The 24880-nt window shown below is 44.5% G+C and carries 23 protein-coding genes and 1 pseudogene; 18 read left to right on the plus strand and 6 right to left on the minus strand.

Translation table 11 applies throughout. The features are described 5' to 3' along the window. The first annotated feature begins 139 nt into the window (after nt 1-139). Nucleotides 140-895 (plus strand): FadR/GntR family transcriptional regulator, encoded by a 756-nt coding sequence (locus JCM23214_RS22695; RefSeq protein WP_025899505.1) that lies wholly within the window; start codon nt 140-142, stop codon nt 893-895. Between the two features lie 4 nt (nt 896-899). Here the strand turns inward: JCM23214_RS22695 and can are convergent, their stop codons facing one another. After that, entirely contained in the window at nt 900-1595 is a 696-nt protein-coding gene (gene can / locus JCM23214_RS14115; RefSeq protein ID WP_234397740.1) for a carbonate dehydratase, read from the minus strand. Nucleotides 1596-1729: 134 nt separating this feature from the next. Between can and paaA the strand changes: the two genes are divergently transcribed. From paaA to JCM23214_RS14145, 6 genes are all read left to right on the plus strand, one after another. After that, nucleotides 1730-2698 carry a 1,2-phenylacetyl-CoA epoxidase subunit PaaA gene (gene paaA, locus JCM23214_RS14120; RefSeq protein WP_025899507.1) on the plus strand — a complete coding sequence of 323 codons (969 nt, stop codon included), beginning with the start codon at nt 1730-1732 and terminating at the stop codon, nt 2696-2698. A 14-nt stretch (nt 2699-2712) separates the two neighbouring features. Further along, nucleotides 2713-3009 (plus strand): 1,2-phenylacetyl-CoA epoxidase subunit PaaB, encoded by a 297-nt coding sequence (paaB, locus tag JCM23214_RS14125; RefSeq protein ID WP_025899508.1) that lies wholly within the window; start codon nt 2713-2715, stop codon nt 3007-3009. Then, complete coding sequence (gene paaC, locus JCM23214_RS14130) at nt 3009-3788, plus strand: 1,2-phenylacetyl-CoA epoxidase subunit PaaC (protein ID WP_199899623.1); 780 nt, start codon at nt 3009-3011, stop codon at nt 3786-3788. The genes paaB and paaC overlap by 1 nt, the downstream gene beginning before the upstream one ends. Before the next feature lie 5 nt (nt 3789-3793). Beyond that, entirely contained in the window at nt 3794-4291 is a 498-nt protein-coding gene (gene paaD / locus JCM23214_RS14135; protein WP_051548200.1) for a 1,2-phenylacetyl-CoA epoxidase subunit PaaD, read from the plus strand. A gap of 12 nt (nt 4292-4303) precedes the next feature. Beyond that, on the plus strand, nt 4304-5380 hold the full coding sequence (paaE, locus tag JCM23214_RS14140; protein ID WP_025899511.1) for a 1,2-phenylacetyl-CoA epoxidase subunit PaaE: 1077 nt from the start codon (nt 4304-4306) through the stop codon (nt 5378-5380). 95 nt (nt 5381-5475) lie between these two features. Continuing rightward, nucleotides 5476-7062 (plus strand): glycosyltransferase family 4 protein, encoded by a 1587-nt coding sequence (locus JCM23214_RS14145; RefSeq protein ID WP_025899512.1) that lies wholly within the window; start codon nt 5476-5478, stop codon nt 7060-7062. Nucleotides 7063-7147: 85 nt separating this feature from the next. Here the strand turns inward: JCM23214_RS14145 and JCM23214_RS14150 are convergent, their stop codons facing one another. After that, nucleotides 7148-8383: a glycosyltransferase family protein gene (locus JCM23214_RS14150; protein ID WP_025899513.1), complete on the minus strand. Its 1236-nt coding sequence runs from the start codon at nt 8381-8383 to the stop codon at nt 7148-7150. A 481-nt stretch (nt 8384-8864) separates the two neighbouring features. On the opposite strand from JCM23214_RS14150, the gene JCM23214_RS14155 reads away from it, so the two are divergent. The 10 genes from JCM23214_RS14155 (at nt 8865) to JCM23214_RS14205 (ending at nt 17523) form a co-directional block, all read left to right on the plus strand. Further along, nucleotides 8865-9056, plus strand: a complete 192-nt coding sequence (locus JCM23214_RS14155) for a Flp family type IVb pilin (RefSeq protein WP_159104370.1) — start codon at nt 8865-8867, stop codon at nt 9054-9056. 21 nt (nt 9057-9077) lie between these two features. Then, complete coding sequence (locus tag JCM23214_RS14160) at nt 9078-9602, plus strand: A24 family peptidase (RefSeq protein ID WP_025899515.1); 525 nt, start codon at nt 9078-9080, stop codon at nt 9600-9602. A gap of 83 nt (nt 9603-9685) precedes the next feature. Further along, on the plus strand, nt 9686-10474 hold the full coding sequence (locus tag JCM23214_RS14165; RefSeq protein WP_148301901.1) for a hypothetical protein: 789 nt from the start codon (nt 9686-9688) through the stop codon (nt 10472-10474). Next, on the plus strand, nt 10471-11811 hold the full coding sequence (locus JCM23214_RS21015; protein WP_025899517.1) for a type II and III secretion system protein family protein: 1341 nt from the start codon (nt 10471-10473) through the stop codon (nt 11809-11811). The genes JCM23214_RS14165 and JCM23214_RS21015 overlap by 4 nt, the downstream gene beginning before the upstream one ends. Then, nucleotides 11811-12419 (plus strand): hypothetical protein, encoded by a 609-nt coding sequence (locus tag JCM23214_RS14175; RefSeq protein ID WP_025899518.1) that lies wholly within the window; start codon nt 11811-11813, stop codon nt 12417-12419. The genes JCM23214_RS21015 and JCM23214_RS14175 overlap by 1 nt, the downstream gene beginning before the upstream one ends. After that, entirely contained in the window at nt 12416-13621 is a 1206-nt protein-coding gene (locus JCM23214_RS14180) for a type II secretion system F family protein (protein ID WP_025899519.1), read from the plus strand. The genes JCM23214_RS14175 and JCM23214_RS14180 overlap by 4 nt, the downstream gene beginning before the upstream one ends. 135 nt (nt 13622-13756) lie before the next feature. Further along, nucleotides 13757-14521: a type II secretion system F family protein gene (locus tag JCM23214_RS14185; RefSeq protein WP_159104371.1), complete on the plus strand. Its 765-nt coding sequence runs from the start codon at nt 13757-13759 to the stop codon at nt 14519-14521. Nucleotides 14522-14531: 10 nt separating this feature from the next. Further along, nucleotides 14532-15311 (plus strand): tetratricopeptide repeat protein, encoded by a 780-nt coding sequence (locus JCM23214_RS14190; protein ID WP_025899521.1) that lies wholly within the window; start codon nt 14532-14534, stop codon nt 15309-15311. Between the two features lie 431 nt (nt 15312-15742). Beyond that, nucleotides 15743-16288 (plus strand): TadE/TadG family type IV pilus assembly protein, encoded by a 546-nt coding sequence (locus tag JCM23214_RS14200; RefSeq protein WP_025899523.1) that lies wholly within the window; start codon nt 15743-15745, stop codon nt 16286-16288. Beyond that, nucleotides 16285-17523, plus strand: coding sequence for a TadE/TadG family type IV pilus assembly protein (locus JCM23214_RS14205; RefSeq protein ID WP_025899524.1), 1239 nt, complete (start codon nt 16285-16287; stop codon nt 17521-17523). The genes JCM23214_RS14200 and JCM23214_RS14205 overlap by 4 nt, the downstream gene beginning before the upstream one ends. A 19-nt stretch (nt 17524-17542) precedes the next feature. Here JCM23214_RS14205 and JCM23214_RS22700 read toward each other — a convergent pair whose 3' ends face one another. From JCM23214_RS22700 to JCM23214_RS14225, 4 genes are read right to left on the minus strand one after another with little or no spacing between them, the layout of a single operon-like run. After that, nucleotides 17543-18415: a DUF1853 family protein gene (locus JCM23214_RS22700; RefSeq protein WP_025899525.1), complete on the minus strand. Its 873-nt coding sequence runs from the start codon at nt 18413-18415 to the stop codon at nt 17543-17545. Between the two features lie 20 nt (nt 18416-18435). Continuing rightward, a complete protein-coding gene (locus JCM23214_RS14215) occupies nt 18436-19269 on the minus strand; it encodes a sulfite exporter TauE/SafE family protein (protein ID WP_025899526.1) in 834 nt (277 codons plus the stop codon). A 49-nt stretch (nt 19270-19318) separates the two neighbouring features. Further along, nucleotides 19319-20758, minus strand: a complete 1440-nt coding sequence (locus JCM23214_RS14220) for a VWA domain-containing protein (RefSeq protein ID WP_025899527.1) — start codon at nt 20756-20758, stop codon at nt 19319-19321. Beyond that, on the minus strand, nt 20755-21696 hold the full coding sequence (locus JCM23214_RS14225) for an AAA family ATPase (protein WP_025899528.1): 942 nt from the start codon (nt 21694-21696) through the stop codon (nt 20755-20757). Before JCM23214_RS14225 ends, JCM23214_RS14220 begins: the two co-directional genes overlap by 4 nt. Nucleotides 21697-21940: 244 nt before the next feature. On the opposite strand from JCM23214_RS14225, the pseudogene alaS reads away from it, so the two are divergent. Beyond that, a pseudogene (alaS, locus tag JCM23214_RS21025) lies at nt 21941-24590 on the plus strand (alanine--tRNA ligase). Nucleotides 24591-24880 lie beyond the last annotated feature (290 nt).

Here is a 24880-nt window from a genome sequence, read left to right on the forward strand (position 1 = left end):
AATTTGTGATACTTACACTTTTTGCGGTGTATTTGTGTCTTAATAAGAAAATTTTTACAAAACCATAATTATAACTATTGATCTGTATATTCAATAAACATTATAAATGTGAATTGAGTTTTAATGGGGGGCAGATGCAATGATTGGTAGTTTTGATCGAAGATATCCTAAAAACGGCATTCATGGACGAGTGGTGCATGAAGTGGGAAGGGCAATCGTCAATGGGCGCTTTAAGGAAGGTGAGCGCCTACCAAAAGAAGATTTCTTTATTGATCGATATAATGGTAGTCGCACGGCTATCCGTGAGGCATTTCGGGTTTTAACGGCTAAAGGTCTACTGGAAGCGAAGCAACGTGCAGGAACAAGTGTTCGTAAGAGGAAATATTGGAATATTTGGGATCCAGATGTGCTTTGCTGGCAGAGGGTGGAAAGCTTGACTAAAGGGCATGCTGAACAGCTCATGCAAGTTCGACAATTTGCAGAACCGGAAGCTGCGCGTCTGCACGCAATGAAACCCAATGAACTTGGTGGGGTCAGATATCTTGAAAAAGCGTGTCAAATGATCCACCGGGCTTGGGAAGAAGGAAATATCGACAAGTCATATGAAGCGGAGTTGGCATTTCATACTTTTTTACTGGAGACATGTGGGAATGAATATATTGCGCGGATGCGTGATGCGGTCAGACTATCAATATCCCATTGTCAATATAAACAATATAGAAGCGTCGAGGCGCGTCGCGGGCCAAGTCGCTGGTACGCTTATGTCGTTGAGAGAATCAAGGAACATGACGGTGATGCCGCATATAGCGGCGCTAAGACCCTTATCGGGACATATATAGACGCCGCTAGACGGGAAAGAGACTTTTTAGGGTCGAAACCAAATGCAGTGGCTTGAATAGTTATCTCAAGTCTGCGTCAGAGTTGATTTTGAAGGCGGGGTGAACTGCATCAGCGCTTGAGAAATCAACTTTGAGGTCCCGTAAATGTCCATCCTTAAGGCCGTATATCCAACCATGAATAGTTAGGTTCTGCCCCTTGCGCCACGCTTTTTGTACGATTGGTGTGCTAGCGACATTTCGAGCTTGTTCAACCACGTTTAATTCGCAGAGCCTGTCAACACGAACATCGATGTCCTCTATTGCCATTACTTCATCATAATGTTTTTCAAGGACCTGTTTGATATGCGCGAGCCAGTTATCGATTGGGCCGAGCCCCTTGTCATCGAGGGCTGCTCTAACGCCGCCGCAATTATAATGTCCTGTCACGCAGATATGTTCGACCTGTAGAACTTCGACCGCATATTGAATAACAGACAAACAATTGGTATCGCTGTGCGGAACTACATTTGCAATATTCCGATGGACGAATAGCTCACCGGGTTGCATACCAACTATTTCATTTGCTGGCACTCGACTATCCGCGCAGCCGATCCATAAATATTTCGGGGTTTGAATGTTGGCGAGCTTACTGAAAAATTCAGTATCCTCATTAGTTTTCTGAGTTGCCCACTCTATGTTCCGTTTAAACAGATCTTCAGGGGTTGGGTGCATCCTGTCGCCTCTCTCTATCCAGTAATCTGTGTAATGCGAGCTCATTTGTACAAGTCTTGTCGTCTAATTCAAGAGGCTCATGTGAAAAATTACATATTTATATGATACAAAATTTATTGATTTTTAATGAATAGTGTATCATAAAGGGATGGGTGGGCTGTTTAAGAGTGGAGATGCGCATGACTAATCCGGATACTGATATTGCGAAACTCGAAGATGATTTTCAGAAGAAGGTTGACGCGGAAATCAGAATCGAGCCGAAAGACTGGATGCCAGAAGGATATAGAAAAACTCTGATCCGGCAGATGTCTCAACATGCGCATTCAGAGATTGTAGGAATGCTGCCGGAAGGGAATTGGTTGACACGGGCTCCATCTTTGAAGCGTAAAGCTGTTTTGATGGCGAAAATTCAGGATGAAGGTGGGCATGGGTTATATTTATACAGTGCCACAGAGACATTAGGCATTTCGCGCGATGAAATGTATGAGCAGCTACATTCGGGCAAGGCAAAATATTCCTCTATTTTTAATTATCCAACCCTGAATTGGGCAGATATAGGGGCTATTGGATGGCTCGTGGATGGCGCAGCGATTACCAATCAAATCGCCTTATGCCGTTGCTCATATGGTCCGTATGCGAGAGCGATGGTAAAAATCTGCAAGGAAGAAAGTTTTCACCAACGTCAGGGCTACGAGATTATGATGACGATGGCGAGAGGTACAAAAGAGCAGCGCGAAATGGCCCAGGATGCCTTAAACAGGTGGTGGTGGCCTTCGCTGATGATGTTTGGTCCGCATGATAAGAACAGTAATCATTCCAATCAGAATATGGCTTGGAAAATTAAACGTTCATCCAATGATGAACTCCGTCAGCGTTTTATTGACGCCACTGTGCCTCAGGCAGAATATTTGGGTTTGACGATCCCTGATGACAAACTGGCCTGGAACGAAGAGACGCAGAGTTACGACTGGGGTGAAATCGATTGGGACGAATTTAAAAACGTTGTTGCTGGTAATGGTCTTTGTAACAGAGAGAGATTGCAAGCCCGCAAGGATGCCCATGAGGGGGGTAAATGGGTGCGCGATGCTGCGCTTGCCTATGCACAAAAGAAACGTAAGCGCGAAGCGTTAAAAACAGCAGCTGCTTAAAGAAGGATTTAGTAATGAGTGAGACTAGTACAGGCGAACTTCCGTTGTATGAAGTGTTTATTCGCAGCAAAAACGGGCTCCATCACAAGCACGTGGGGAGCTTGCATGCTGCTGATGATGAAATGGCCCTAACCAATGCTCGTGACGTGTATACGAGGCGTAGCGAAGGGGTCAGTATCTGGGTTGTGAAGGCTGAAAATATTGTGGCATCCCGTCCAGAAGACAGGGGGGCATTTTATGAACCCAACGATGATAAAATGTATCGTCATCCCACATTCTATAATATTCCGGACGAGATTGGACATATGTAATGAGTGTCTCTGTAGCCGAAATGACTGAACAGGATCAGCTGTTTGAATATACAGTAAGATTGGGCGACAATTGCGTTATCCTTGGGCAACGACTTGCGGAATGGTGTGGTAAGTCACCTGTGCTCGAAGAAGAACTTGCGTTGATGAATGTTGGCCTTGATCTACTTGGGCAAGCGAGAATGCTGTTGGATTATGCTGGCAAGGTTGAAGGCGCAGGCAGAGACGAGGATAAACTTGCCTTTTTCAGGGATGCACAGGCCTGGAGAAATCTGTTGTTGGTTGAACAGCCAAACGGTGATTTTGCCAAGACAATGTCTCGACAGCTGTTTTTTGACTGCTTTCAGTTCCTGCAATATCAAAAACTGTCAAATTCAGCAGATACAAAGCTGGCTGAAATTGCGACTAAGTCGTTAAAAGAAATCACCTATCATGTTCGTCATAGTTCTGACTGGGTTATTCGCTTGGGAGATGGAACAGAAGAAAGCCATCAAAGAATGCAAAAAGCGGTAGACGAGCTTTGGGGCTACACACCCGAAATGTTTGATATGGATGCGGTTGATGAAGCCATGCTGAAATCAGGTGTAGGGGTGGACTTAAAAGAAATTGAACCAGCTTGGAAAAAGATGGTTGAAGGTGTTTTGAGTGAAGCGACGTTAAATTTCCCAGAACTGACATGGCAAGTCAGAGGAAGCAAAGAAGGCAAGCACACCGAACATCTGGGCTATTTGCTAGCTGAAATGCAGTTTTTGCCACGGGCATATCCAGACGCAAATTGGTAAGATCAGTGACATCGACTAATCCGATTTACTCAAAAAGTGAAGTTTATAAGGTCCTCGAGCAGGTGAGAGATCCCGAGATCCCTGTGTTGTCGATTTCCGATATGGGGATTATTCGGGATGTCCTGATTGATGAAAAGAAAATCAACGTAGAAATAATGCCGACCTATTCAGGCTGTCCGGCCATGGATACGATAGCAGCAGACATTGAAAATACCCTTCACGTTAACGGATACGCCGACGTACATGTTGAAACGGTATTGACACCCGCCTGGAGTAGCGATTTCATTTCCGATGAAGGTCGTCTTAAATTGCGAGAATTCGGTATAGCGCCTCCACAAAAAAATGCTAAAAGAGGAAGCCTTTTTCATAAGGAGGCTGTGACTTGCCCACAATGTGGTTCAGGTCATACAGAACTGGTTAGTCAGTTTGGCTCAACTGCTTGCAAGGCACTTTATAAATGCGAAGATTGCCTCGAGCCATTTGACTATTTCAAGTGTGTTTAGAAAGAAATAAGAATGTCGATTTTTCATAACCTGAAGATTAAAAAAGTAGTTCAGGAAACATCCGATGCAATATCAGTTGAGTTTGAAAAACCTGCGGAACTGGAAAATGACTTTCAATATATTCAAGGACAACATTTGACCTTGAAAGCTAAAATTGATGGAGAGGAGCTGCGCCGATCCTATTCGATTTGCAGCGCTGTTTCTGAACAAAAGTTGCGGGTTGCGATTAAACAGATCGAAAATGGAAAATTTTCGACTTATGCGAAACAGAATTTCCGTGAAGGTGATGTTCTTGAGGTGATGGTCCCACAAGGTCGCTTTTTTACCGACCTCGATCCGTCAAATACTAAAAATTACCTATGTGTAGCTGCTGGAAGTGGTATTACACCCATCTTGTCCATCGTTAAATCCATACTTGAAACTGAACCGCAGAGCAGTGTTTCTCTTGTCTACGGCAACAGAACTGTGTCAAGCATTTTATTTTTGGAAGAGCTTGAAGATCTAAAGAACAAGTATCCAACAAGAATGAACCTGCTGCATATTCTTAGCCGGGAAGAGCAAGATAGTGAGCTTTTTAATGGCCGAATTTCAGCGGAAAAGTGTGCTCAAATACTGGATGGTCCGCTGAAGGGAATTAAAGTTGACGACGCGTTTATCTGTGGGCCCGAACAGATGACGCTTGATGTTAAATCCTGTTTGATAAGCAAAGGCGTGGATAAGTCCAATATTCACTTTGAACTGTTTATTACGGATGCAGCAATTGCTGATAGCCGTGAAAGAGTTGCGGCGGACAAACAGGTTTCAGGACCAAATCATGTTGTTAAAGTTGTATTGGATGGGAGCTCAACGGAAGTCACGATTGCAGAAGAGGGAGTTTCCATTCTGGATGCAGCGCTTGAGGCGGGAGTGGATGTTCCTTTTGCGTGCAAGGGCGGTGTTTGCAGTACATGTCGTGCCAAGGTACTTCAGGGTGATGTCCGAATGGACATCAATTACGCGTTAGAAGATGATGAAGTGGATGATGGGTATGTGTTGACCTGTCAGTCTCACCCTTTAAGTGATGATGTTATCGTCGATTTTGATCAATAGCGTTTCCGTTTAGACAAATTTCATTTTCCTCTGGCATTAAAATAATAAGATACTGAATGATGCATGAATAATCAGACTGACTGAGGGGGACTGTCATGTCAGATCAGAACAGAAATGCCGCTATTTTTTACGAAGTTGACGGCTTTTCAACTACGGGTGAACGCTTGTTAGGGCGCCAGGTCGCCGGCGAAAGCTTCCTGAGAGGGTTTGTCAAGAACGCAGATCTTGAGAGGTTTTTCTGTTATACTGATCATCCTGGCAAGTTTCAGTTATTTAAAAAACAAATCAGCGACTACCGCTTATCCAAACCCAAAGCTGAATGGATTAATCCGCTTGAACTTCACAAAATCCGAAACCCGGGTTGTGTTTTTTATTCTGGGCCGGGGCTTGGCAGTTTTGCGTGGCAACGCCAGTATATTACACCGAACGCGTATAGCCTTTGCGGGTTAACTCATACGACCTGTTCCCGAGAAGCAATGGATGCGTTCGGGCAACTGATAACCGGTCCATTGCATGAATGGGATGCTTTGATCTGTACGTCGCAATCAGTCAAAAAAACTGTTGAATATGCGCTTGGTAACTATGCGGAGCATCTAGCGGAAAGAGGCGGTGGCAAGTTTGATATTCGGGTTCAGTTGCCAATTTTACCGCTCGGAATTAATTGCGATGAATTTGAATGGCCGGATACCGCGGATGCGTATGTAAAAGAATTTAAGGATCGACATTCAATCGGTTCAGACGACATCGTCGTTCTTTACGTTGGGCGCCTAGCATCTCATGCAAAAGCGCATCCGCTCCTCATGTATCAGGCGTTGGAAAAAGCAGTACGCAAGACGGGAAAGAAAGTGCATCTGGTGCAGTCAGGCTGGTTTGCAACCGAGTCGATCGAGCGACAATTTGTCGAAGGTGCAAAAAAGTTCTGTCCGTCCGTGAACTGCATCTTTATTGATGGACGCGACAAAGATACCAGAAAACATATCTGGCATGTGGGGGATATCTTCACAACACTCGCAGACAATATTCAGGAAACATTTGGGATAACTCCCCTCGAGGCAATGGCAGCAGGAATGCCTGTGGTTGCGACTGATTGGGACGGGTATCGCGAAACTGTCCGTGATGGAGTAGACGGGTTTTTGGTGCGTACAACCATGCCTGAGCCTGGGTCTGGATTACCATTGTCTTACAGGTACCAGCTTGGAGTTGATCATTATGACCGCTATATCGGTCAAGTCAGCTTGTTTACCAATGTGGATACGGATCACTGTGCTGAATGCTTTATAAAGTTGATCGAGAATCCTGATCTTCGGAAAAAAATGGGGGAGGCTGGTAGAGATCGGGCGAAGGGAGATTTTGACTGGCAGGTGCTTATACCGAAATATCAGGATCTGTGGTCCTCACTTGCAGAAAAAAGGCTCGCAGCTCAGATAGAAAAGCCGAAAGTTGCTGTTCCATTGATTGATGATCCGTTTTCCACTTTTGCTCATTATCCAACCGAATTGATGACTGCAAATTCGCGGTTAAGTCTGCAACCTGATGCCAGAGGATCGGTTGGTCGCTACCTAAAGGACTCACTTGGGAATGGGGTCATCAAGCTTCTGCCAAGTGAGGAAAAGCTTGAGCAGATGCTCACCCATATTGATGAGGCAGGAGATGAGTATTGGGGATCTGGCGGCGAAATGTGACATCAGGGCCGATCGGATGCAGCTATTTGCCGGATGGCTTGCGAAAATGGACCTTATCAAAGTTCTCTGACTTGTTGTGGCGAATTTAAGCTTTATGTGTGTAATTGACCGCGAACTGTTGTTCATTGCGGGCTCTATCACGATCTTTGAAGCGCAAATGTGCCAAGCGGTTTACATTGACAAGCCCATCGAGCAGACCTGGTATCACCACATCTGAAGGTTTGTTTTGCTGGCTCAATTGTTTCAACGCTGTGCTCATTGTTTCAGTGGCTCGTTCTCCGTCATCTATTAACACACTGATCAGCTTCAGTTCGGCAGCACGGGTTGCTCGAATATATTGTTCCAGCCGTGGTACAGTTCTTGGAATGATCAACGCCCGTTTATCCATGGAGAGAACTTCACAAAATGTGTTGTAGCCGCCCATTGCGACAACTGCCGAGGCGCGGTCCATCAAGCTTTCCATATTGTTATTGAATGTAACGGATTTGACTTTTGGCAGTTTAGCCATCCGCTCGCGGAAACTGGCACGCAAATCTGTTGGCATAAAGGGGCCTAGAACAAAAAGTGCATTCAGAGGAAGGTCTGGATCTTCTTCATAGGCGCGAAGGACCCAATCGGTGAGGACGTCGCCATCTCCACCGCCGCCAACTGTAACCAAAACATATGGCTCTTCGATCTCGTCAAGTATTGCAGGTTCATTGCTGGGCTGTACTTTACGAGGGAGATAGCCTGTATAGGTTACTTTGCGCTTTATTTCGGTTGGCATTTCAATGCTGTTCAGCGGGTTGTAAAGCTGCTCGACACCGAACACCCAAATGTCATCATATAATTCTGACAGAGCGGGCAAAACATTTTTGCGTTTCCATTCTGGAATGAGAAGTGCAGGATCATCAAGAACGTCCCGAAGGCCCAATACAAGTTGGGTGCCTCTTTCCTTTAGAACTCGCAAAGTGTCTTCAACCTCTCCTTTAAGGCCAAAAGGTTCTTTGTCGACAATGAAGATATCGGGATCAAATGTTTCTGCTGTATGCCGAATGATAGACGCGCGCATAGCAAGCGTCTGTTCTGTATCGATGTGCAGACTAAGTGACGTATATTCGCCATTGCGCAGTTTGATAATACCTGGGATGCGTACAAAATCCACACGGGCTTTGAAATCAAAGCTGCCAATGATTGGGGAGCCGGAGAGTATAAGGACAGAGAGGTTTTGATTTTGCTCCACCAGCGCATGTGCCAAAGTACGGCACCGTCTCAGATGTCCAAGGCCAAACGAGTCATGACTATAAATCAGGATGCGCCTTGCGCCATTATCCAGGGACATTTTGACCCCCCAAAAGAAATACTTACGCCGGTTAAAGTTATACTATCGACCATATAAACGTCTGTATACAATAATGCACTGATTATCTTTTCTTTGTACTGAGAATATTCCAGAGATTCTAGTTAGAAAATCTAAAAAATATAATATTTATTGTTCAAATATTAGCGTTAACTATTTTTATTAACGAAATAGTTTTCACAAAATATCGCTAAATGGAATTAACAAAAATCTTTTTATTTTCAAATATTTAAATAACTTCATATTAATCTATGAGGGAATTAAATATTAATATTATTAATTTATTGGTGCAAAAATTATTTGAGAAAATTAATTACTTCCCCATACGCTTTGAGCCCGAACATTAGTTTTACTTATAGATTGACCTACTGAAAAATTAGGTGGTCGGTTGGACGGGTAGTTTGGTTTTTTGCTTATGGTTGATCTGAATTTGGTCAGTTTTAATCACCAAGAGGAGGTGACAATGAAAAAGGCGGTTTTTGATTTTTTTGCGGATGAAAGTGGTGTCACATCTGTCGAGTACGCAATGATGGCTGGTGCTGCAGCAGCGTTACTGGCTGCAGGGGACAATGTAATATACGAGAAAATCAAGTCCTTGATTTCCAGTCTCGACCTTGGAGGGGGAGCAAGCGGCGATGACTCCAGCGGTGTTTGATTGAATTAAGGGGGAGTAGCTATGGTCATATCGTTTATGAATATCGCATGGCACTCGCTGCTTCCCGTTTATGTCTGTGTTTTACTTGTCGTGGCTTCATGGAGCGACATTTGTGCACGGCGAATACCGAACTGGGTGTGCTTTCATATCCTTTTGTGCTATGCGGTTTATAGCAGCGCCGCAAATGAGAATGGCCTTATCGGTAATGGTCTACTAGCTGGGTCGCTAGCACTTGCAGCTTTTTTCCCTTTGTTTCTTTTGAAGGTTTTAGGGGCGGGGGATGTCAAACTAATTACGGTGATGGCGTTTTGGATTGGAATGGATCACCTAATCTCGTTCTTCGTAATGATATCGGTTATGGGCATACCAGTTGCGTTTTTTTATCTGATGAGAGGAGTAATCGCTTTGCAATTAGTATTTATTCCTTTGGTTGGGGTCCGAGTCTCCAATGCAATTACAAGAGGCCCATCATCAGTACCCTATGCTGTCGCTATATCAAGCGCTTCAATTTATCTGATGCTTCCTCTTATTACAGGGGACGGATAATGCGCTCTTTAATACTTTTCATCTGCTGTTTTGTATTTGTGGGTGGGGGAATATTTACAGTCTTTAAGGGTATTTACGAAGAGGTGGGTAAATCTGCAAAACCAAAGTCAGTCGCGATGATTGACGTTAAGCTGGCTGTGATGCGGCAGGACTACGAGGCCACAGATATTGTCTCGGCTGCAGAGATTATTTGGTCTGATGCCAGTATTTCATCGGATGATGAACAATTTCTTCAATACAATGAATTTATTGACAAGGGTGCAAGCTATATAGCGCTTAAAAGTCCCGTGAAAAGTGGGACTGCTTTGCGCCGAGATGTTGTGATTTGGGGCGATAATCGAAATTTCATCCAAGAAGTTCTTAAGCCGTCTCATAAAGCGATATCTATCAATGGAAAGGCGTTTAGTGCACTTCTCCCTCAAAATCATCCCGTAGGATCAAAAATGGGAATCTACCTGCGGCCGGATGAACGGACTGCAAAGGTTTTTGGCGGTCTTTACAATAATGTTCCTTTAAAAATTGCTCAAGGAGTTAGGGTACTTAAATGGGTCGAACATTCAAAGGGCTCGCTATTCCTAACCTTGGAGGTTTTAGATGCAGAGCTTGAAGCGCTTATGCAAGCTCAAAGGGTGGGGGTGCTTGAAGCTAGTACATCTACATCGCATGATATTGCAACCCGTAATCTGATAGCTCAGGCAGCATTTGATGCCCTGCATTTTAAGAATAAAAAGAAAATTTTGGACCACCAACCTAATGTTAAGCGGCACATTATCGTATATCGCGGTGCGGCGGTTGAAAGAATTGACAATGTAGAAACTACTTTTTCGAAACTTGTTCAAGTAACAAATGACGCAATGGACAAGGCGCAATGAAAAGGATGACATGGCCCATTTTTTGTATTGTCGTACTTTTAACGACCTTGCCTGGATTGCTACGGGCGGAGCCGGACAGAATTCGGCTTCACGTCAATGAAGGCAGGTTTTTGACATTAGGGCAAGAGGTCACCGAAATCCTGATCACCAATCCAAATGTGGCTGACGTCCAACTGACACAACACAGCGGCTTAATGATTTATGGCAAAAAAACGGGAGTAACGCAGATTGTTGCCCTAACGAAAGGAAATCAAGTTCTGTTTGATCACAAGATTGAAGTTATCCCAGATTTGGAACGCTTGAGAAAATTGATTCAACAAGACTTGGGAGAGGCGAGTGTACGGTTAGATTGGGTATCCGATCGCATGTTACTTTCTGGAAAAGTTGGGAGCGTCGAGCAAATGGAAATGATCTTGAATTTAGCAGGAGGGGCACTTACGGATGAACAGAAGCTGGTCAATAATCTAAGAGTTTCTGCGGTTGCACAGGTAAATCTTAAAGTGCGGATTATGGAGATGAACCGTCGAGAGACTGAAAATCTCGGCCTTAACTGGGACATTCTTTTTAATCCGGGCTCGATGGCGATCAATCTGATTTCTGGTCGAGCACCACTCTTTTCTGACCAAGGAACTGTTATTTCCGGTATAGGTTTGTTGGAAGGGGGCAGCGCAACAGCTGCTAGAACGGCATCTGGTAATATCAGTGTCGGAGCCGTTTTGGATGCGTTGGCTGAACAAAATCTTGTGACAGTACTGGCAGAGCCTAACCTGACCTCACGCTCGGGAGAGACAGCTAGTTTTTTTGCCGGCGGAGAGTTTCCCATTCCCGTTGCTACTACAGATGACAATGTGCGTATCGAATTTAAACAGTTTGGAGTGATACTGGATATGACGCCAACTGTGTTGGCCGATCAGCGGATCAGATTGCATATAAAACCAGAAGTGAGTGAACTGACTTCAATTGGAGCGGTGAAACTTGGTGGGATAGCAATCCCCGGAGTGGCCGCCAGACGTACAGAGGCAACTATTGAACTATCCAGTGGGCAAAGTTTTGCCGTTGCTGGATTGTTGCAGAACCAGCGAAAAGATTTGATCAGGGAAGTCCCATGGCTTGCAGAAATTGATGTATTGGGTCCTCTTTTTAAATCACGTGAATATCAGAACTCGGAAACCGAACTCGTTGTGATCGCGACCGCAAATATTGTGGAGCCAGTTGATCAAGATATATTTAAGGATCCTGCTGGTGAGGCATATCAGGACGGTGCAGTAATTTATCCAAAACATCCTGGAGGGTTAATAGGACCGAGAGGACTGACACTCATGGAGGTACACGATTGATGCGCCAATTTCTCTTTTTAACTTTTGGTGCTTTAGTTGCCGTACCATTGATGGGGTGTGTCGGTATTAGTTCTAAAAAAAATGCTGCAGATTACTTTGCTCCGCAACGATTTACTGACTTGCGGTTTGTTTTGAAGACGTCTGAATTCAAGAGTTGTTTGATTGAGAATTTAAGTCGGCCTGAATGTGTCGTCAGCGTAACAAATAAATTGGAAGACTTGCATCAACATAACATCGAGTATGTTCTGACTCTCCCCGTTGTGTCTTATGATGATCATAAAAGAGGTGAATTCTTAACTTTCTTCGAAAATCTAGGAATTAAACCAAGACAATTACAATACAATACTGTTCTAAATGGCGCTGGCAAGCGACTGCAAATCACCGAATATATTCCTCAACTCTTTTTACAAACCTGTATGACGAAGCTAAGAGCGTATAAGGTCGGTTGTGCGGTGTCTCAGAATAGAGCCCTCTCACTGGTGCGACAGACGGAGCTGTGGAAGGCCGCTGAGACCACTAATACCGGAGGAGTGAATCATACTGGTGAGACGGGCCAGCATTGGACGACAAAAGAAAATCGCGTTAGAAATTCTGAGGTCGTAAAATGAAAAATCTTATCGGGGATCGTTTTTTTAGTCCAGCGGAGCTTGGAGATGGTCTAGCGGCTGCAGTTTTCCTCAAAAATAGTTCAGATATAAAAAGTGCTCGGCGTTTTTTTAAAGACGAAGTGGATTTGAACATTGAATTTATGCAAGGGGGGATCAATACAGCAATTAAATATTTTAGAGCCAAAAAATCACCTGCGGTTGTTGTGAGTGATATCAGTAACGAGGAACTGCCAGCCTCGCGAATTCAAGAGTTAAGACAGGTATGTCTGAGTGATTGTCGGTTCATCGCAATTGGTGATATTGATAGCATCTCCCTTTACAGACAATTGAAAGATTTGGGAGTAGATGAATATTTCACAAAACCTATCCCGTTATCACAGCTGAAAACTAGACTAAAGGCAATTTTAGGTGGTGAAGCTCCAAGGTCTCCGCGAAAAATTGGAGCCAGAAATATTGGGATACTTGGAGCGGCAGGAGGCGTGGGGACGACTTCAATTGCGTGTTCTGTAGCAGATATTCTGGCACAACATTATCGACGCAAAACTCTGTTATTGGATATGCAGGAAAATAGCCCGGCAGCCTCCGCCTGTTTCAACAGAACTAGAAACAATGGCTTGGGCGTCCTATGTTCTAATCCCAACCGTATCGATAAACTGTTGTTCTCGCGCAATGTGGAAAAATTGAATGATCGACTGGATTTATTGGTGAGTGGCGTAAAAGCAGGAAGAATGATTGATGAATTGATAGTTCAGGCAAGTCACGAATTCCCATATCCAATAAATGCTGCGACAAAGGATATGTGCGGTTGGTCAGCAGCAGGTTGTTCGATAGATGAGTCTCTCTATAAAGCAGCAGTTAAATATAAAAGCTATGAGTTCATGTTTCTCTCCTCAGCGCTCGCGATGCAAAGAAGAAGTGGAGGTCAACTAAGTTCAATTCTCGTTCGTTTACGAGATACTCTAAAAGAACAAGAAGACCAGCGTAAACTCGTGCGATCGTTAGTGGCCGAAGGAAAATCAGCAGCAACAGTAATACTGGTTTTAATAGTAGTTTTACTAACGTTTCTATTGATGACTAACCCTTATCAAGCGCGCTTTTTTCTTGAGGATGAAGTTGGCAGAGAAATGGTTGGGTATTGTCTATTAAGCTTGGTCTCGGGTTTCATTGTTATTCATATAATTACGGGAGGTAGCCGTGAATAGTTGGTTTTTATTCGCGGGTATGGGCTTTCTATGTGTTGGCCTCGTTTTGTTTTTCATTGCTATATGAGTCGTAAGAGAGAGTTGTTGTTCTATCGGTTCTCGAAACTAAAGGGACTTACGGAAGACAAGTATGCCTTGAACAATACTAACTCCGGGGGGTATCGGGTACTCAAAAAAAGTCTAATAAACAATAAATCTAAAGCCAGTATTTTTGCGGATATTTATATTTACATCCGGAGGGCAGAAAGTTTACCCGAAAGCTTTGAATTGTATGAGAGAGCAATAGGTGCGTTAAGCACGGGTGTAATTTTTTCCTCATTTTCGTTAGCGACTGGCCTATTTGATGAAAGTATTTTATCGCAGCTAGGAGTTGTTCTGGTGGGCTGTTTCTGTGGCCCCATTATCCTCGCCAATGCCAACTTGCGCTATCAGCGATATAAAAGTCGAAAGTTTGATCAATCTGCGACTGATGTGATCGATTTCCTGCTTCTAGGTGTTGATACAGGGCTGAGTATTGATAAAGCGCTTTTGCAGTCGAGCGTTGCGATGCGTGAGTTAAAACCTTGGATGTCTAGAGAACTCGAACTGACAAGTAAAGAATTAGCGGTATTACCTGAACGTGAACAGGCATTTGAAAATCTAATTCAGAGAACGGGGTCGAGTATATTTTCAACTCTTAAAGCGCATATTGTCTATGGCGAAAAACATGGGACTGCAATAGGGGCATCATTAAGAGCGGTGGCGGCTGAGGCTAGACAGAACGCGTTGATGGTTGAGCAAGAAAAAGCAAGAAAGCTGCCTGTCTATTTAAGTATACCGGTTATGTTTTTGATTTTACCGCCTGTCATTATCATTTCTGCAGGACCAAGTATTGTCCAGCTTTCACGTTCCATACCTTAGTGAGATATTGATGAAAACAACTTTCTTAATGCTGGTGATATTATCGATCTTGGGAGGCTGTGCCCATTTCCCGATAGGTTCAGAGACGGAGAATGCAATAGAAGCTGACCCAATAAAGCTAGCGAGATCTTTAGCTGAGAAAGGGGCCGTTAGGCCCGCGCTAGAGGTTTTGCGAAAGGCGGCAATGGCAAATCCATTAGACCACACACTGAAAGCTGAACTCGCATGGTTATATTACAAATCTGAGGAATATGAACGGGCTCATGAAAGCTTTGCGGGATTGCTGGCAAGCGGACACCGGAGCTGTTTCATACTGACGGGTGCGGGCGTGTCATTGATTAAACTGAATGAACATGCAAAAGCTGTGCTCGTTTTTGAAGAATGTCTTGCGTTGGAAAGTTCTAACAAAGAGGCGAGAAATGGGCTTGCGTTCGCTGCTACCTGGATTGGTAATTACAAGCGCGCACAACAATTATATTTTAAGTTGATATTGGATGAACCAGAAAATCTACATTACCGAAGCAATTACGCTGTTTCTCTGATTTTGGACGGTAAATATCGTGCCGCTGTTCAGGAGTTGTCTGGTTGGATAAGTCACCCTCGGTCGACTACTCAGCATAGGCAAAATCTTGCATTTTCATACGCAATGCTTGGAAATTGGTCAGCAGCGAGAAGCATGAGCGAAAGAGATTTGCCGCCGTCCTTAGTGGAACAAAATATGAGTTTCTACCGGTATTTACACAGATCAGGGAATAGAGGTGAAGTGCGTAGTGCTTTGCTAGCACAATGAGTAACAAGAACTCTAAATTTCTGAAGCTTATTCGAGAATACAAAGGAAGTGTTACTCTCGAGTTTGCAATTATTTTCCCAGTGTTTGCAATGTTGCTTGTTCTAACATTAGGACTAGCAACAATAGTTGCAAAGAAATCCGCATTATTTTGGGCTGCCACAACCGTTTCAATGGGCGTCTCGAAGAATATCAGCATAACACCAGAATTGTTCCGTAGCCATCTGTTAACTGCTGTGAACACGCGAAGAGTGACCCTGATTGCACCTCAAAATTTACAAGTATTTTATCATTCATTTGAGGGAAATGAAGGATCATAGCCTTTCGTGTTGTATGGGATTTCGGCGACAATTTATTCCCGACTTTTGATTTTGTAGACTCATTATACAGCTCGGAGGAGCTTGTCGTTTATTTCCGTCAAACACAGGGAGCAAATGGTGATTAAGTCGCTCTATAAATTGATGAAAAATGAAAGTGCGAATGTGGCGGTTGAAGCCGCGGTTATATTTCCAATGATTGTTTTATTAATTTTCGTTCTATTAGATTTTAGCCGTTATTACACGGCATCACAAAACCTGAACAACCTATCCGCCACGCTCTCGCGACACCTGGCATCTTTAAATAAAGTTAGTGAGAATGATCTGCTTTCAGTGCAGGCGTTAATTCATGACAACTCCGCTTCATTGGATCTAAAAATATTCTATCAGATCAAAATTATATCTCTAAGTGGTTGGGGTGAAAATGGTGCTGATATTCTAGTGGATACAATCTTGGGTGGTGCAGACTGTGGAAGCGGTATTATCGAACAAGAGCTCATAGATAATAAAGTACGTGGTTTCGTGCCTACGCAATATTTTGTTGGTGTTCGTTTTTGTGCAATCCCACAATATCAATCGTTTATCAGTTCCCTCAATTTTTTGCTTAAAAAGGGAATTTTCGTTGAAACCATCATATATTCGCCACGGACTGGTTGGAAATGAGTAATCGGTTACGTGTTCATAAGACTAAACAATTCCTAAAAGGAGAGGAAGGGGCGCTCGCGGTATGGTTCGCTCTTACATTTGCACTTTTTATTGGTGCTGTTGCTGTAGCAATAGACTTTATGCGTTTTTATGAAACGCGGGGAAAGCTTCAGTCTATCGCGGTTTCTGCTGTGCAATTAGTATCGGCTAATTCTTCATATACTGATGGAGAGACACTGAATAAAATGGCTGAAGATTTTGTCAATTCGCAGGTTCAATTCCATATAACGTCAGATATAGAACTTAGTGCTTTTTTATTGGAAGAGATTTCAGATACCTCAAAGCATGGCCACAAGATAACATTGCAGGCCAGTTTGCCCTACACATATATTTCAGTTGTCGGCATTAATCGACAGTTTCAATTTAATGTAGAAGTGAAATCAGAATTTAAGCCAACAGAAGCTGATGTGGTATTAGTTTTGGACAATTCAAACGCTTTATTGTCCCAGCCATTGCAAGATACAGTCAATTTCCTTCAGAGCCAATTTAACAAACAATCGGGCTTCGGCAATCAATTGCGATTAGGTGTCGTGCCAATGGCATCGGAATTTGTTAACATATCTCCCAATTCCAACTGGACTGATAACCCGGCAAGTCGTATTGGGTGCGTCAAGCGCAGGAAGGACGTTGCAGGAACTGATTTTACATTACCCGCGGACAATTTATTTCCAGCTTTAAGTAATGCTAACGTGATTGGTATTCAAAGTACCGAGGCGGAAACTTCAATTAGGAAAGGCCTTAAATGTCCGGCTCTACGCTTACTTCCACTTACTTCGGACTGGGGTCACATTGTACGAGAGTTTTCAGTTCCTCAGTTATATCCCAAGTTTATATTAGAGCGTGGCCTGTTATGGGCGGGACGAATGCTTGCTCCAGAATGGGAAGGGGTGTGGCGAGGACAGTCATCGGTCAAGGGTTCGCCAAATAAACATATTCTTTTATTGTTGGGGACTGAGATAGGGAATGTGCGACAGTCTGCACGAGATTTCGTCCATGTGTGTGAATTGCTGGCCTCAAATAGGATGAAACTTTGGGTGTTGGACCTTTCCAATGACGGCGAAAATTTGAACGCCTTTCAGAAATGTAGTGCGCTTGCAGGTTACAAGTCGGTGCTAAATCAGGAAGAGTTTAGGTCTGCAATCGCAGATTTCAGCCAGATTTTTGCGAATTACAGTATTTCTCACCTCGAATGAGGTTTGACTATGACGAGCTTCACCAATCGTCTGGCATAATAAAATGTCTGGCAATTTGCAGAGGAGGGTGAGAGCCGTGCTTGCTGCTTCCAAAGGCAATTAATTGAGGTCGTTCGTTCAGATTCACAAGTTTTTCAATTTGCGAATAGTGTGTCAGTTGCTGCCAGTCTGCGTAAACATTTGTTGAAAACCAGTGAAGTTTAGGTAGGGCAGCAAAGTGAGTGGGCATGTTTTTAAAGTGCCGGGGCAGTTCGCCGACACTAAGCCATATTTCTTTCTGGCAATTGGGGTTTACTCTTGCAGGTAATTTTATATCGGTTGTATTGGACCGACGTTTATGAAAGAGGACGCCCTTAACAAAAGGAGATGACTTAACAGGTAGCTCTGGTCGAAGATTTAGGGTTTTAATAGCGTGGTTCACCATTGGCAGTTGGTGATCGAATAGCCGGGTAAATTTGCGTTTAAGGGTATCTTTTTTTAACGGTCCAACCCAACAGCTCTCTTGGCTTGTATCGTCGGTGTTTGCGTAGAATTTTACGGCAAGCTCCCAATGGTAGTAGACGTCGTTAAACAAAAAAACCAGATCGAGCTCCCCTATGGTGTTCCCCTCGTTTCTGATTTGGCGATTTTGGGCTATAATTTGAACATCGGGTAAATTCTTTAACCAAAAAGAGACTAGTGTTTCAAAATAACTGCCCAGATTATGCCGCTTCATCAACGCAAGGTCATCGAGAATAATTTCTGGATTTTCCTCAAGCCTTTTAAGTAACTGGTTTGTTCCCTTGTGGTTGCGAAAATCCGGCTCGGGCAGGTTGCGAGTGAGGAATGGGCTCTTAATGACCCAATGAAGATCTTCAACAACGTGAGGTAAGTAATTTTCCAGTTGGCGCACGAGGGTCTTTCATTTGGTGATTACGTCATCAGACTATAAAACATTCGAAGTGATGTCAGAAACAGAAAGACCGCAAATGCCAGCTTGAGAAGTTTTGTCTCTATACTATGTGCAATATGCGCGCCCACTGGAGCAAACAGGATTGTCATTGGAACAATTACAAAAAATCCCAGCATATTAACATAACCGATATTCCCGGGCGGTAAGCCTGCAGCAGAAAGGCCTGAGTACAAAAACCCAATTGTTCCAGGAAAAGATATGATTAAACCGATTGCCGAAGCGGTTCCGACGGCCTTGCGAATGGGGTAGTTAAACAATGTCAGGATTGGTACAGTAAAAGTCCCCCCGCCAATTCCCATCATTGCGGAAAACCACCCTATGAATAACGCAAGGAAATCCCGTATGGGGCGCGGTGGAAGTTGGTTGGCTATATGCGCCCCTTCTGGACGAAAAGCCATATTGGCTGCAACGAGAAGTGCGAGAACCGCAAATACACCAGTCAGTATAGCTGAATTTACGACCGTTGCCATCCATGTCCCACCCAGAACCCCTAACAGAATAACAGGTCCCCAGGTCTTTAGCAGATCAGTGTCGATCGCTCCTTTTTTATAATGAGAGCGGGCAGAGGATATGGAGGTCAGTATTATTGTGGCGAGGGATGTGCCAACCGCCACATGCATTCTGATGTCTTCAGGTACGTTGAAGAAAGGAAGTACATGGAACAGTACCGGTACAATAACAATGCCTCCACCCACTCCAAGCAGACCAGCCAGAATGCCGCCAAAAATACCGGTGGCAGCTAAAGTAACAATCATACCTACGAGAAGAGGTGTGTCGCTGAACAGATCGAGCATGTAATTTACCTTGAATACTAACTACTAAAAATCGCGTTGGCGTGAATGGTTATCCTGTCTTTAATAAGTCCCGAATGACCAGCTCAAGCTTATTGAGTGAATTACATACCTCAACTGTTGTACAGTTAGGTGAAATTTTCCGCATCTCGGAATCGCCGGAGCCCCAAATATTCTTGCGCTCCGGGTTTAGCCAAATGACACGCTTGGATTTGTTTTTGATTTCTCGCAGAATATCAACTCTTGGGTCTGCGCCGTTCGACCGACCATCCCCCAGAAAAATGACAGTAGTCCGATTGTCGATTTGATCCATTACCAAGTCCCGGAAATCTTCCATAGCCCGGCCATAGTCTGTCGATCGGCCCCCAAAACGTTCAATCGCTTCTGGGATGGCTTCCTCTGGGCCATATCGGTTAAACAGATCTGTGACTTCACCAAGTTCGCCGGAAAATGCGAAAGAGCGGACATTGGGCAGGACTTCATTCATACTGTAGAGGAACAGCAGTAGAAAACGGGCCACAGCAGCAACTGATCCACTAACGTCACACACGGCAAGAACTTTTGGACGGTCTTTCTCTTTCTGTTTCCAGTAAGTTTCAAACATGATCCCGTCGTAGGCAATATTTCGACGCATGGTTTTGCGAATGTCCAAATGCCCGCGATTTTTTACCTTTCGAACCCGCGAATTCATGTCGGTCAAACGTTTCGCCATTTTACGCACCATTTCGCGCATTACTTTGAAATCACGGTTTTCAATATTTGAAAGGCGAACTTTCTTAAGGACTTCCTGACGGAATTCGTTGCTTTTACCAGATGCAGTCAGCGCCAGTTGACGATCAACATAGTCTCGGACAGCTTCAAACAGTATGTTCAGTCTGCGCTCAAGCTCAGAAGCTTCAGTTTCCCGCTCGTTGCTGCGCCGATCACTAATTTCCTGTGTGATATCCCCAAGCCCCATATCTTCCATTATGCGACGAGTGAATAGCCCTCGTTGTGTGGATAGAACTATATTTGATAGCCCCACAGAATCAGCGGATTGGGTAATCGCCATTGTAAGGCCTGCGCGGTCCGCATTTTCAAGCATCTCAAGCAGGCTGGTTTGGGGAGCACCGTCGCTCCCTTGCTGCCCAGAGGATCCGCCGCCGGCGCCATCTCCACCGCCTTGCCCTTGGACTGTTTGGTCCAATTGACCAAGTTCCGGAGGAAAATCTTCTGGTGCCGTTGGCGCTTCAATCGGAGCTTCGTTTGAATTTAAGGGAGTGTCCAGATCGAGTTCGGTATTGAGTGAGAAGAATTGATCAAAGCAGTCATTAAAACTGACAACTTCCTCAGCAGTTTTTGCCATGACTTGACCAAGTGCCGTTTTAAGCAGGGCGCGGTCCTGATAGCCGATCAGTTCAATTGTACGTGCAGCATCCATTGCTTCGCCAATGGAGACGGGAACATCCGAATAACGCAACATCTCTATGAAATCGGCTAAGGGGCGGTTCATGCGCGGGCAGCTTTCTTTGCAGCAGCTATCATTTTCGGAATTTCAATATCCATATTATCAATGTCGTCTTCAAATTTTAGAATTATATTGAGGGTGTTACGCACCAGATCAGCATCCAGACTATCAGCATGCAAAAGCATCAGCGTGCGCGCCCAATCAATTGTTTCACTAACTGCGGGTAGTTTTTTGAGATCTTGTGTTCGAAGTTGCTGAACAAATTCAACGAGCTGGTCCCGTAAACTGGCGTCAATATCAGGGATTCTAGCTTGAATAATTTGTTTTTCACGTTTGCTGTCTGGAAAAGGAATGTATAGATGCAGACATCGTCTCTTAAGGGCATCGCCCATCTCACGATTGTTATTGCTTGTCAGAAATACGACAGGTTTTGTCTTGGCTTTGATGGTTCCAATTTCTGGGACAGTTATTTGATAATCTGACAATATTTCCAGCAGATAAGCCTCAAATTCGTGATCGGACTTGTCAATTTCGTCTATCAGAAGCACACATTGTTTTTCAGATTTCAAAGCCTGTAGCAACGGCCTTGCTTCCAGGAATTTGTCTGAAAAGAAGTGGTCGCCAAATTGATGTAATCTGTCAATTGAGGCTTCCAGTCCTTGTGCATCCTCTAGCAAATCTCTCAGTTTTTCTTTGAGAATTTGAGTATACAGAAGCTGTTTTCCATACTTCCATTCGTATAACGCTTTGGATTCGTCCAGCCCTTCATAGCATTGGAGCCTGATTAAGTCTGTCCCCAACAGTTCCGCAGTCGCTTTTGCCAATTCGGTTTTGCCAACGCCCGGAGGACCCTCAACCAGAATTGGTTTGTCCAGTTTTTGTGACAAATAAATGGATGTGGCAATATGCTGATCGCAGATATAGCCTGCTTTTTCAAAACGTTTTAGTATATCCTCAATTGCCGCCTGCGGCTTTTCATCGATGAATGTCACGAGTAATTCCGATTTTCTGATTAGGGGCTTTTCGGCCCGATATGTTTTTTGGTTGTTATTCTCTGATACTGTTTCAATAGCAGGAAATAATGGTTTGATCCAGTAGGAGTGGCCTAGATACTTGTATCCCGCTGGACACAATCGCGTAGTCACGTTAAAAGGCGTGGTTGAACAGCAGTTTGACTGAGCATGAAAGTAGCCCTTGCCAGATAAATGGCGATGGAGAGTGTAGAAAATGACAACGGCAAAAGATATTCGATCTGGTTTCCTCAACTATTTCGGCAAAAATGGTCATGAGATAGTTGATAGTTCACCGCTTGTACCCAGAAATGATCCTACACTGCTCTTCACAAACGCGGGTATGGTGCAGTTCAAGAACGTTTTTACTGGTCAGGAAAAGCGAGATTATAATCGAGCTGTAACTACGCAAAAATGCGTCCGTGCCGGTGGAAAACACAACGACCTTGAAAATGTTGGTTATACAGCTCGTCACCATACGTTTTTCGAGATGCTGGGTAATTTCTCATTTGGTGACTATTTCAAGGATCTGGCGATTGAACTTGCGTGGAACCTGCTCACTAAAGAGTTTGCTCTTCCTACAGAAAAGCTTTTGGTTACCGTTTATCATGATGATGAGGAGGCCGTTGATTTATGGAAAAAAATTGCCGGACTTTCCGATGATCGGATTATCCGGATAGCAACATCCGATAATTTCTGGTCGATGGGTGATACTGGACCTTGCGGACCATGCTCGGAAATTTTCTTTGATCATGGCGAAAAAATCCCTGGTGGTCCTCCAGGCTCTCCAGATGAGGATGGTGACCGGTTTATCGAAATTTGGAATCTGGTCTTCATGCAATTCGAACAGCAAGCGGGAGGTGAGCGTTTGAATTTGCCTCGTCCATCCATTGACACCGGTATGGGGCTTGAGCGGATTGCGGCGGTTCTACAAGGTAAGCACGACAACTATGATATCGACTTGATGCGGCGGATTATTGAAGCCTCTGCTGATGCGTCCAATGTTTCGGCTGATGGTGAGTTTGCGGTCTCCCATCGCGTAATTGCTGATCATTTGCGGTCTTCATCATTTCTCATTGCGGATGGTGTTCTTCCATCTAACGAAGGGCGGGGTTATGTGCTGCGCCGGATTATGCGACGGGCCATGCGTCATGCTCATCTCTTGGGCGCCAAGGATCCGATGGTCTGGAAGTTGGTGCCGACTTTGGTCGATGAAATGGGGGCAGCTTCCCAGAGTTGGAGCGTGCCCAATCCCTTATTACAGAGACATTGAAGACCGAGGAAACCCGTTTTAAGGAGACCCTAGGCCGCGGCTTGAAGTTGCTGGAGGATGCAACCGAAAAGTTGGGTGATAGTGAAGCCCTCTCTGGTGATGTTGCTTTCAAACTCTATGACACATACGGTTTTCCTTTGGATCTGACAAAGGACATCCTCAGAGGACAGGGGCGTGAGCTTGACGAAGCTGGCTTTGATGCGGCTATGACCAAGCAAAAAGAAGCTGCGCGTGCCGCCTGGTCCGGATCCGGCGATGCTGCAACTGACAAACTCTGGTTTGATTTGAGTGATAAGTTAAGTGCAACAGAATTCTTGGGGTACCAGACAGAGTCTGCAGAAGGGCAGGTACAGGCCTTGATAGTGGATGGTAAGGAAGTTCCTTCTGTAACGGAAGGGGATGACGTCATGGTGATACTGAACCAGACCGCATTTTATGCGGAATCTGGTGGCCAGGAAGGTGATTGCGGCGACCTGGTGAATGAGAACGGCCTTAAAATTGATGTTACCGATACTCAGAAAAAAGAGAACCTTTTTGTTCATGTAGGAAAGGTGCTTCAAGGCTCCGCCAAAGTCGGAGATGTCGTTAATACACAGGTGAAGAAGGAGCGTCGATCACGACTCAAAGCTCATCATTCTGCTACTCATTTATTGCATGAGGCGCTTCGTCAACGCCTAGGTGATCATGTAACGCAAAAAGGATCTCTGGTCGCGGAGGACAGGCTTCGATTTGATATTGCACATCCAAAGCCAATTAGCAGTGAAGAATTGCGGCAGGTAGAAAAGGATGTGAATGACCGTATTCGCCGAAACGCTAAAGTTGAAGTGCATCTAACTACACCCGAGGAGGCAATTAAGGCCGGTGCTATGGCCCTTTTTGGGGAAAAATATGGAGATGAGGTTCGTGTAGTTTCCATGGGCGGTGTGGAGCCTCGAAAGGGGTAGGCCGATCATATTCAACCGAACTTTGTGGCGGTACACATGTGGAGCGAACTGGCGATATTGGCTTGCTTAAAATTGTGAGTGAAAGTGGTCTTGCCGCTGGTGTTCGGCGTATTGAGGCTGTCGCGGGAGAAGCGGCCCTAGATTATATTAACGAGCGTGAGGGCTTACTTAACAGCGCAGCAGAAGCGCTTAAAGCGTCTCCTGCAGATTTAGCCTCTCGCGTACATGCGTTATTTGAAGAGCGCAAAAAGCTTGAAAAAGAACTCAAAGAAACCCGTAAAAAGCTTGCTACGGGTGGTTCTCAAAACGCAGCGGCAGTAGATACCGTTGCGGGACATAATTTTGTGGCTCGCGTAATTGGTGATGTGCCCCCTCGTGACTTAAAGCCAATGGCTGATGAAATAAAAGCTCAGATTAAGTCTGGTATAGTGGTTCTGATCGCTGATAATGACGGAAAGGCATCCATCGTAATTGGGGTTACAGATGATTTGACACCTGACGTGAACGCGGTCGATCTTGTTCGGCTTGGTTCAGAAGCACTTGGAGGCAAGGGCGGCGGCGGACGACCTGATATGGCGCAAGCAGGTGGACCCAATGCTTCGGCTGCCTCTGCTGCAATTGAAGCAATCAAGGCTGCAATCGTAAGTTAGTTCAGCTTGTATAAAGAGAGAACGGCAGGCTGTTGACCCCTGCCGTTCCCCTCTGTGCTTACCGAAGCACAGAGCGCCTCCGAGTGACTACTCGAACTCCTTTTACGATTTTAAATCAGTGCTTTGTAAAAGGAAGTTTAACTGTGAACTGAATAGTTGTTCTGCGTGAGGCGCCAATAGGGTAATTCTATGGCAGTGCGACTCAAATTTGTTACCCGATCAGTATATATTTTTGACAGTCCATATTGAAGGATGCATTATTTTTCTTATCTCAAAGATCTGTTGTCTAT

This window comes from Sneathiella glossodoripedis JCM 23214 (genome assembly GCF_000616095.1).
GTDB lineage: Bacteria > Pseudomonadota > Alphaproteobacteria > Sneathiellales > Sneathiellaceae > Sneathiella > Sneathiella glossodoripedis.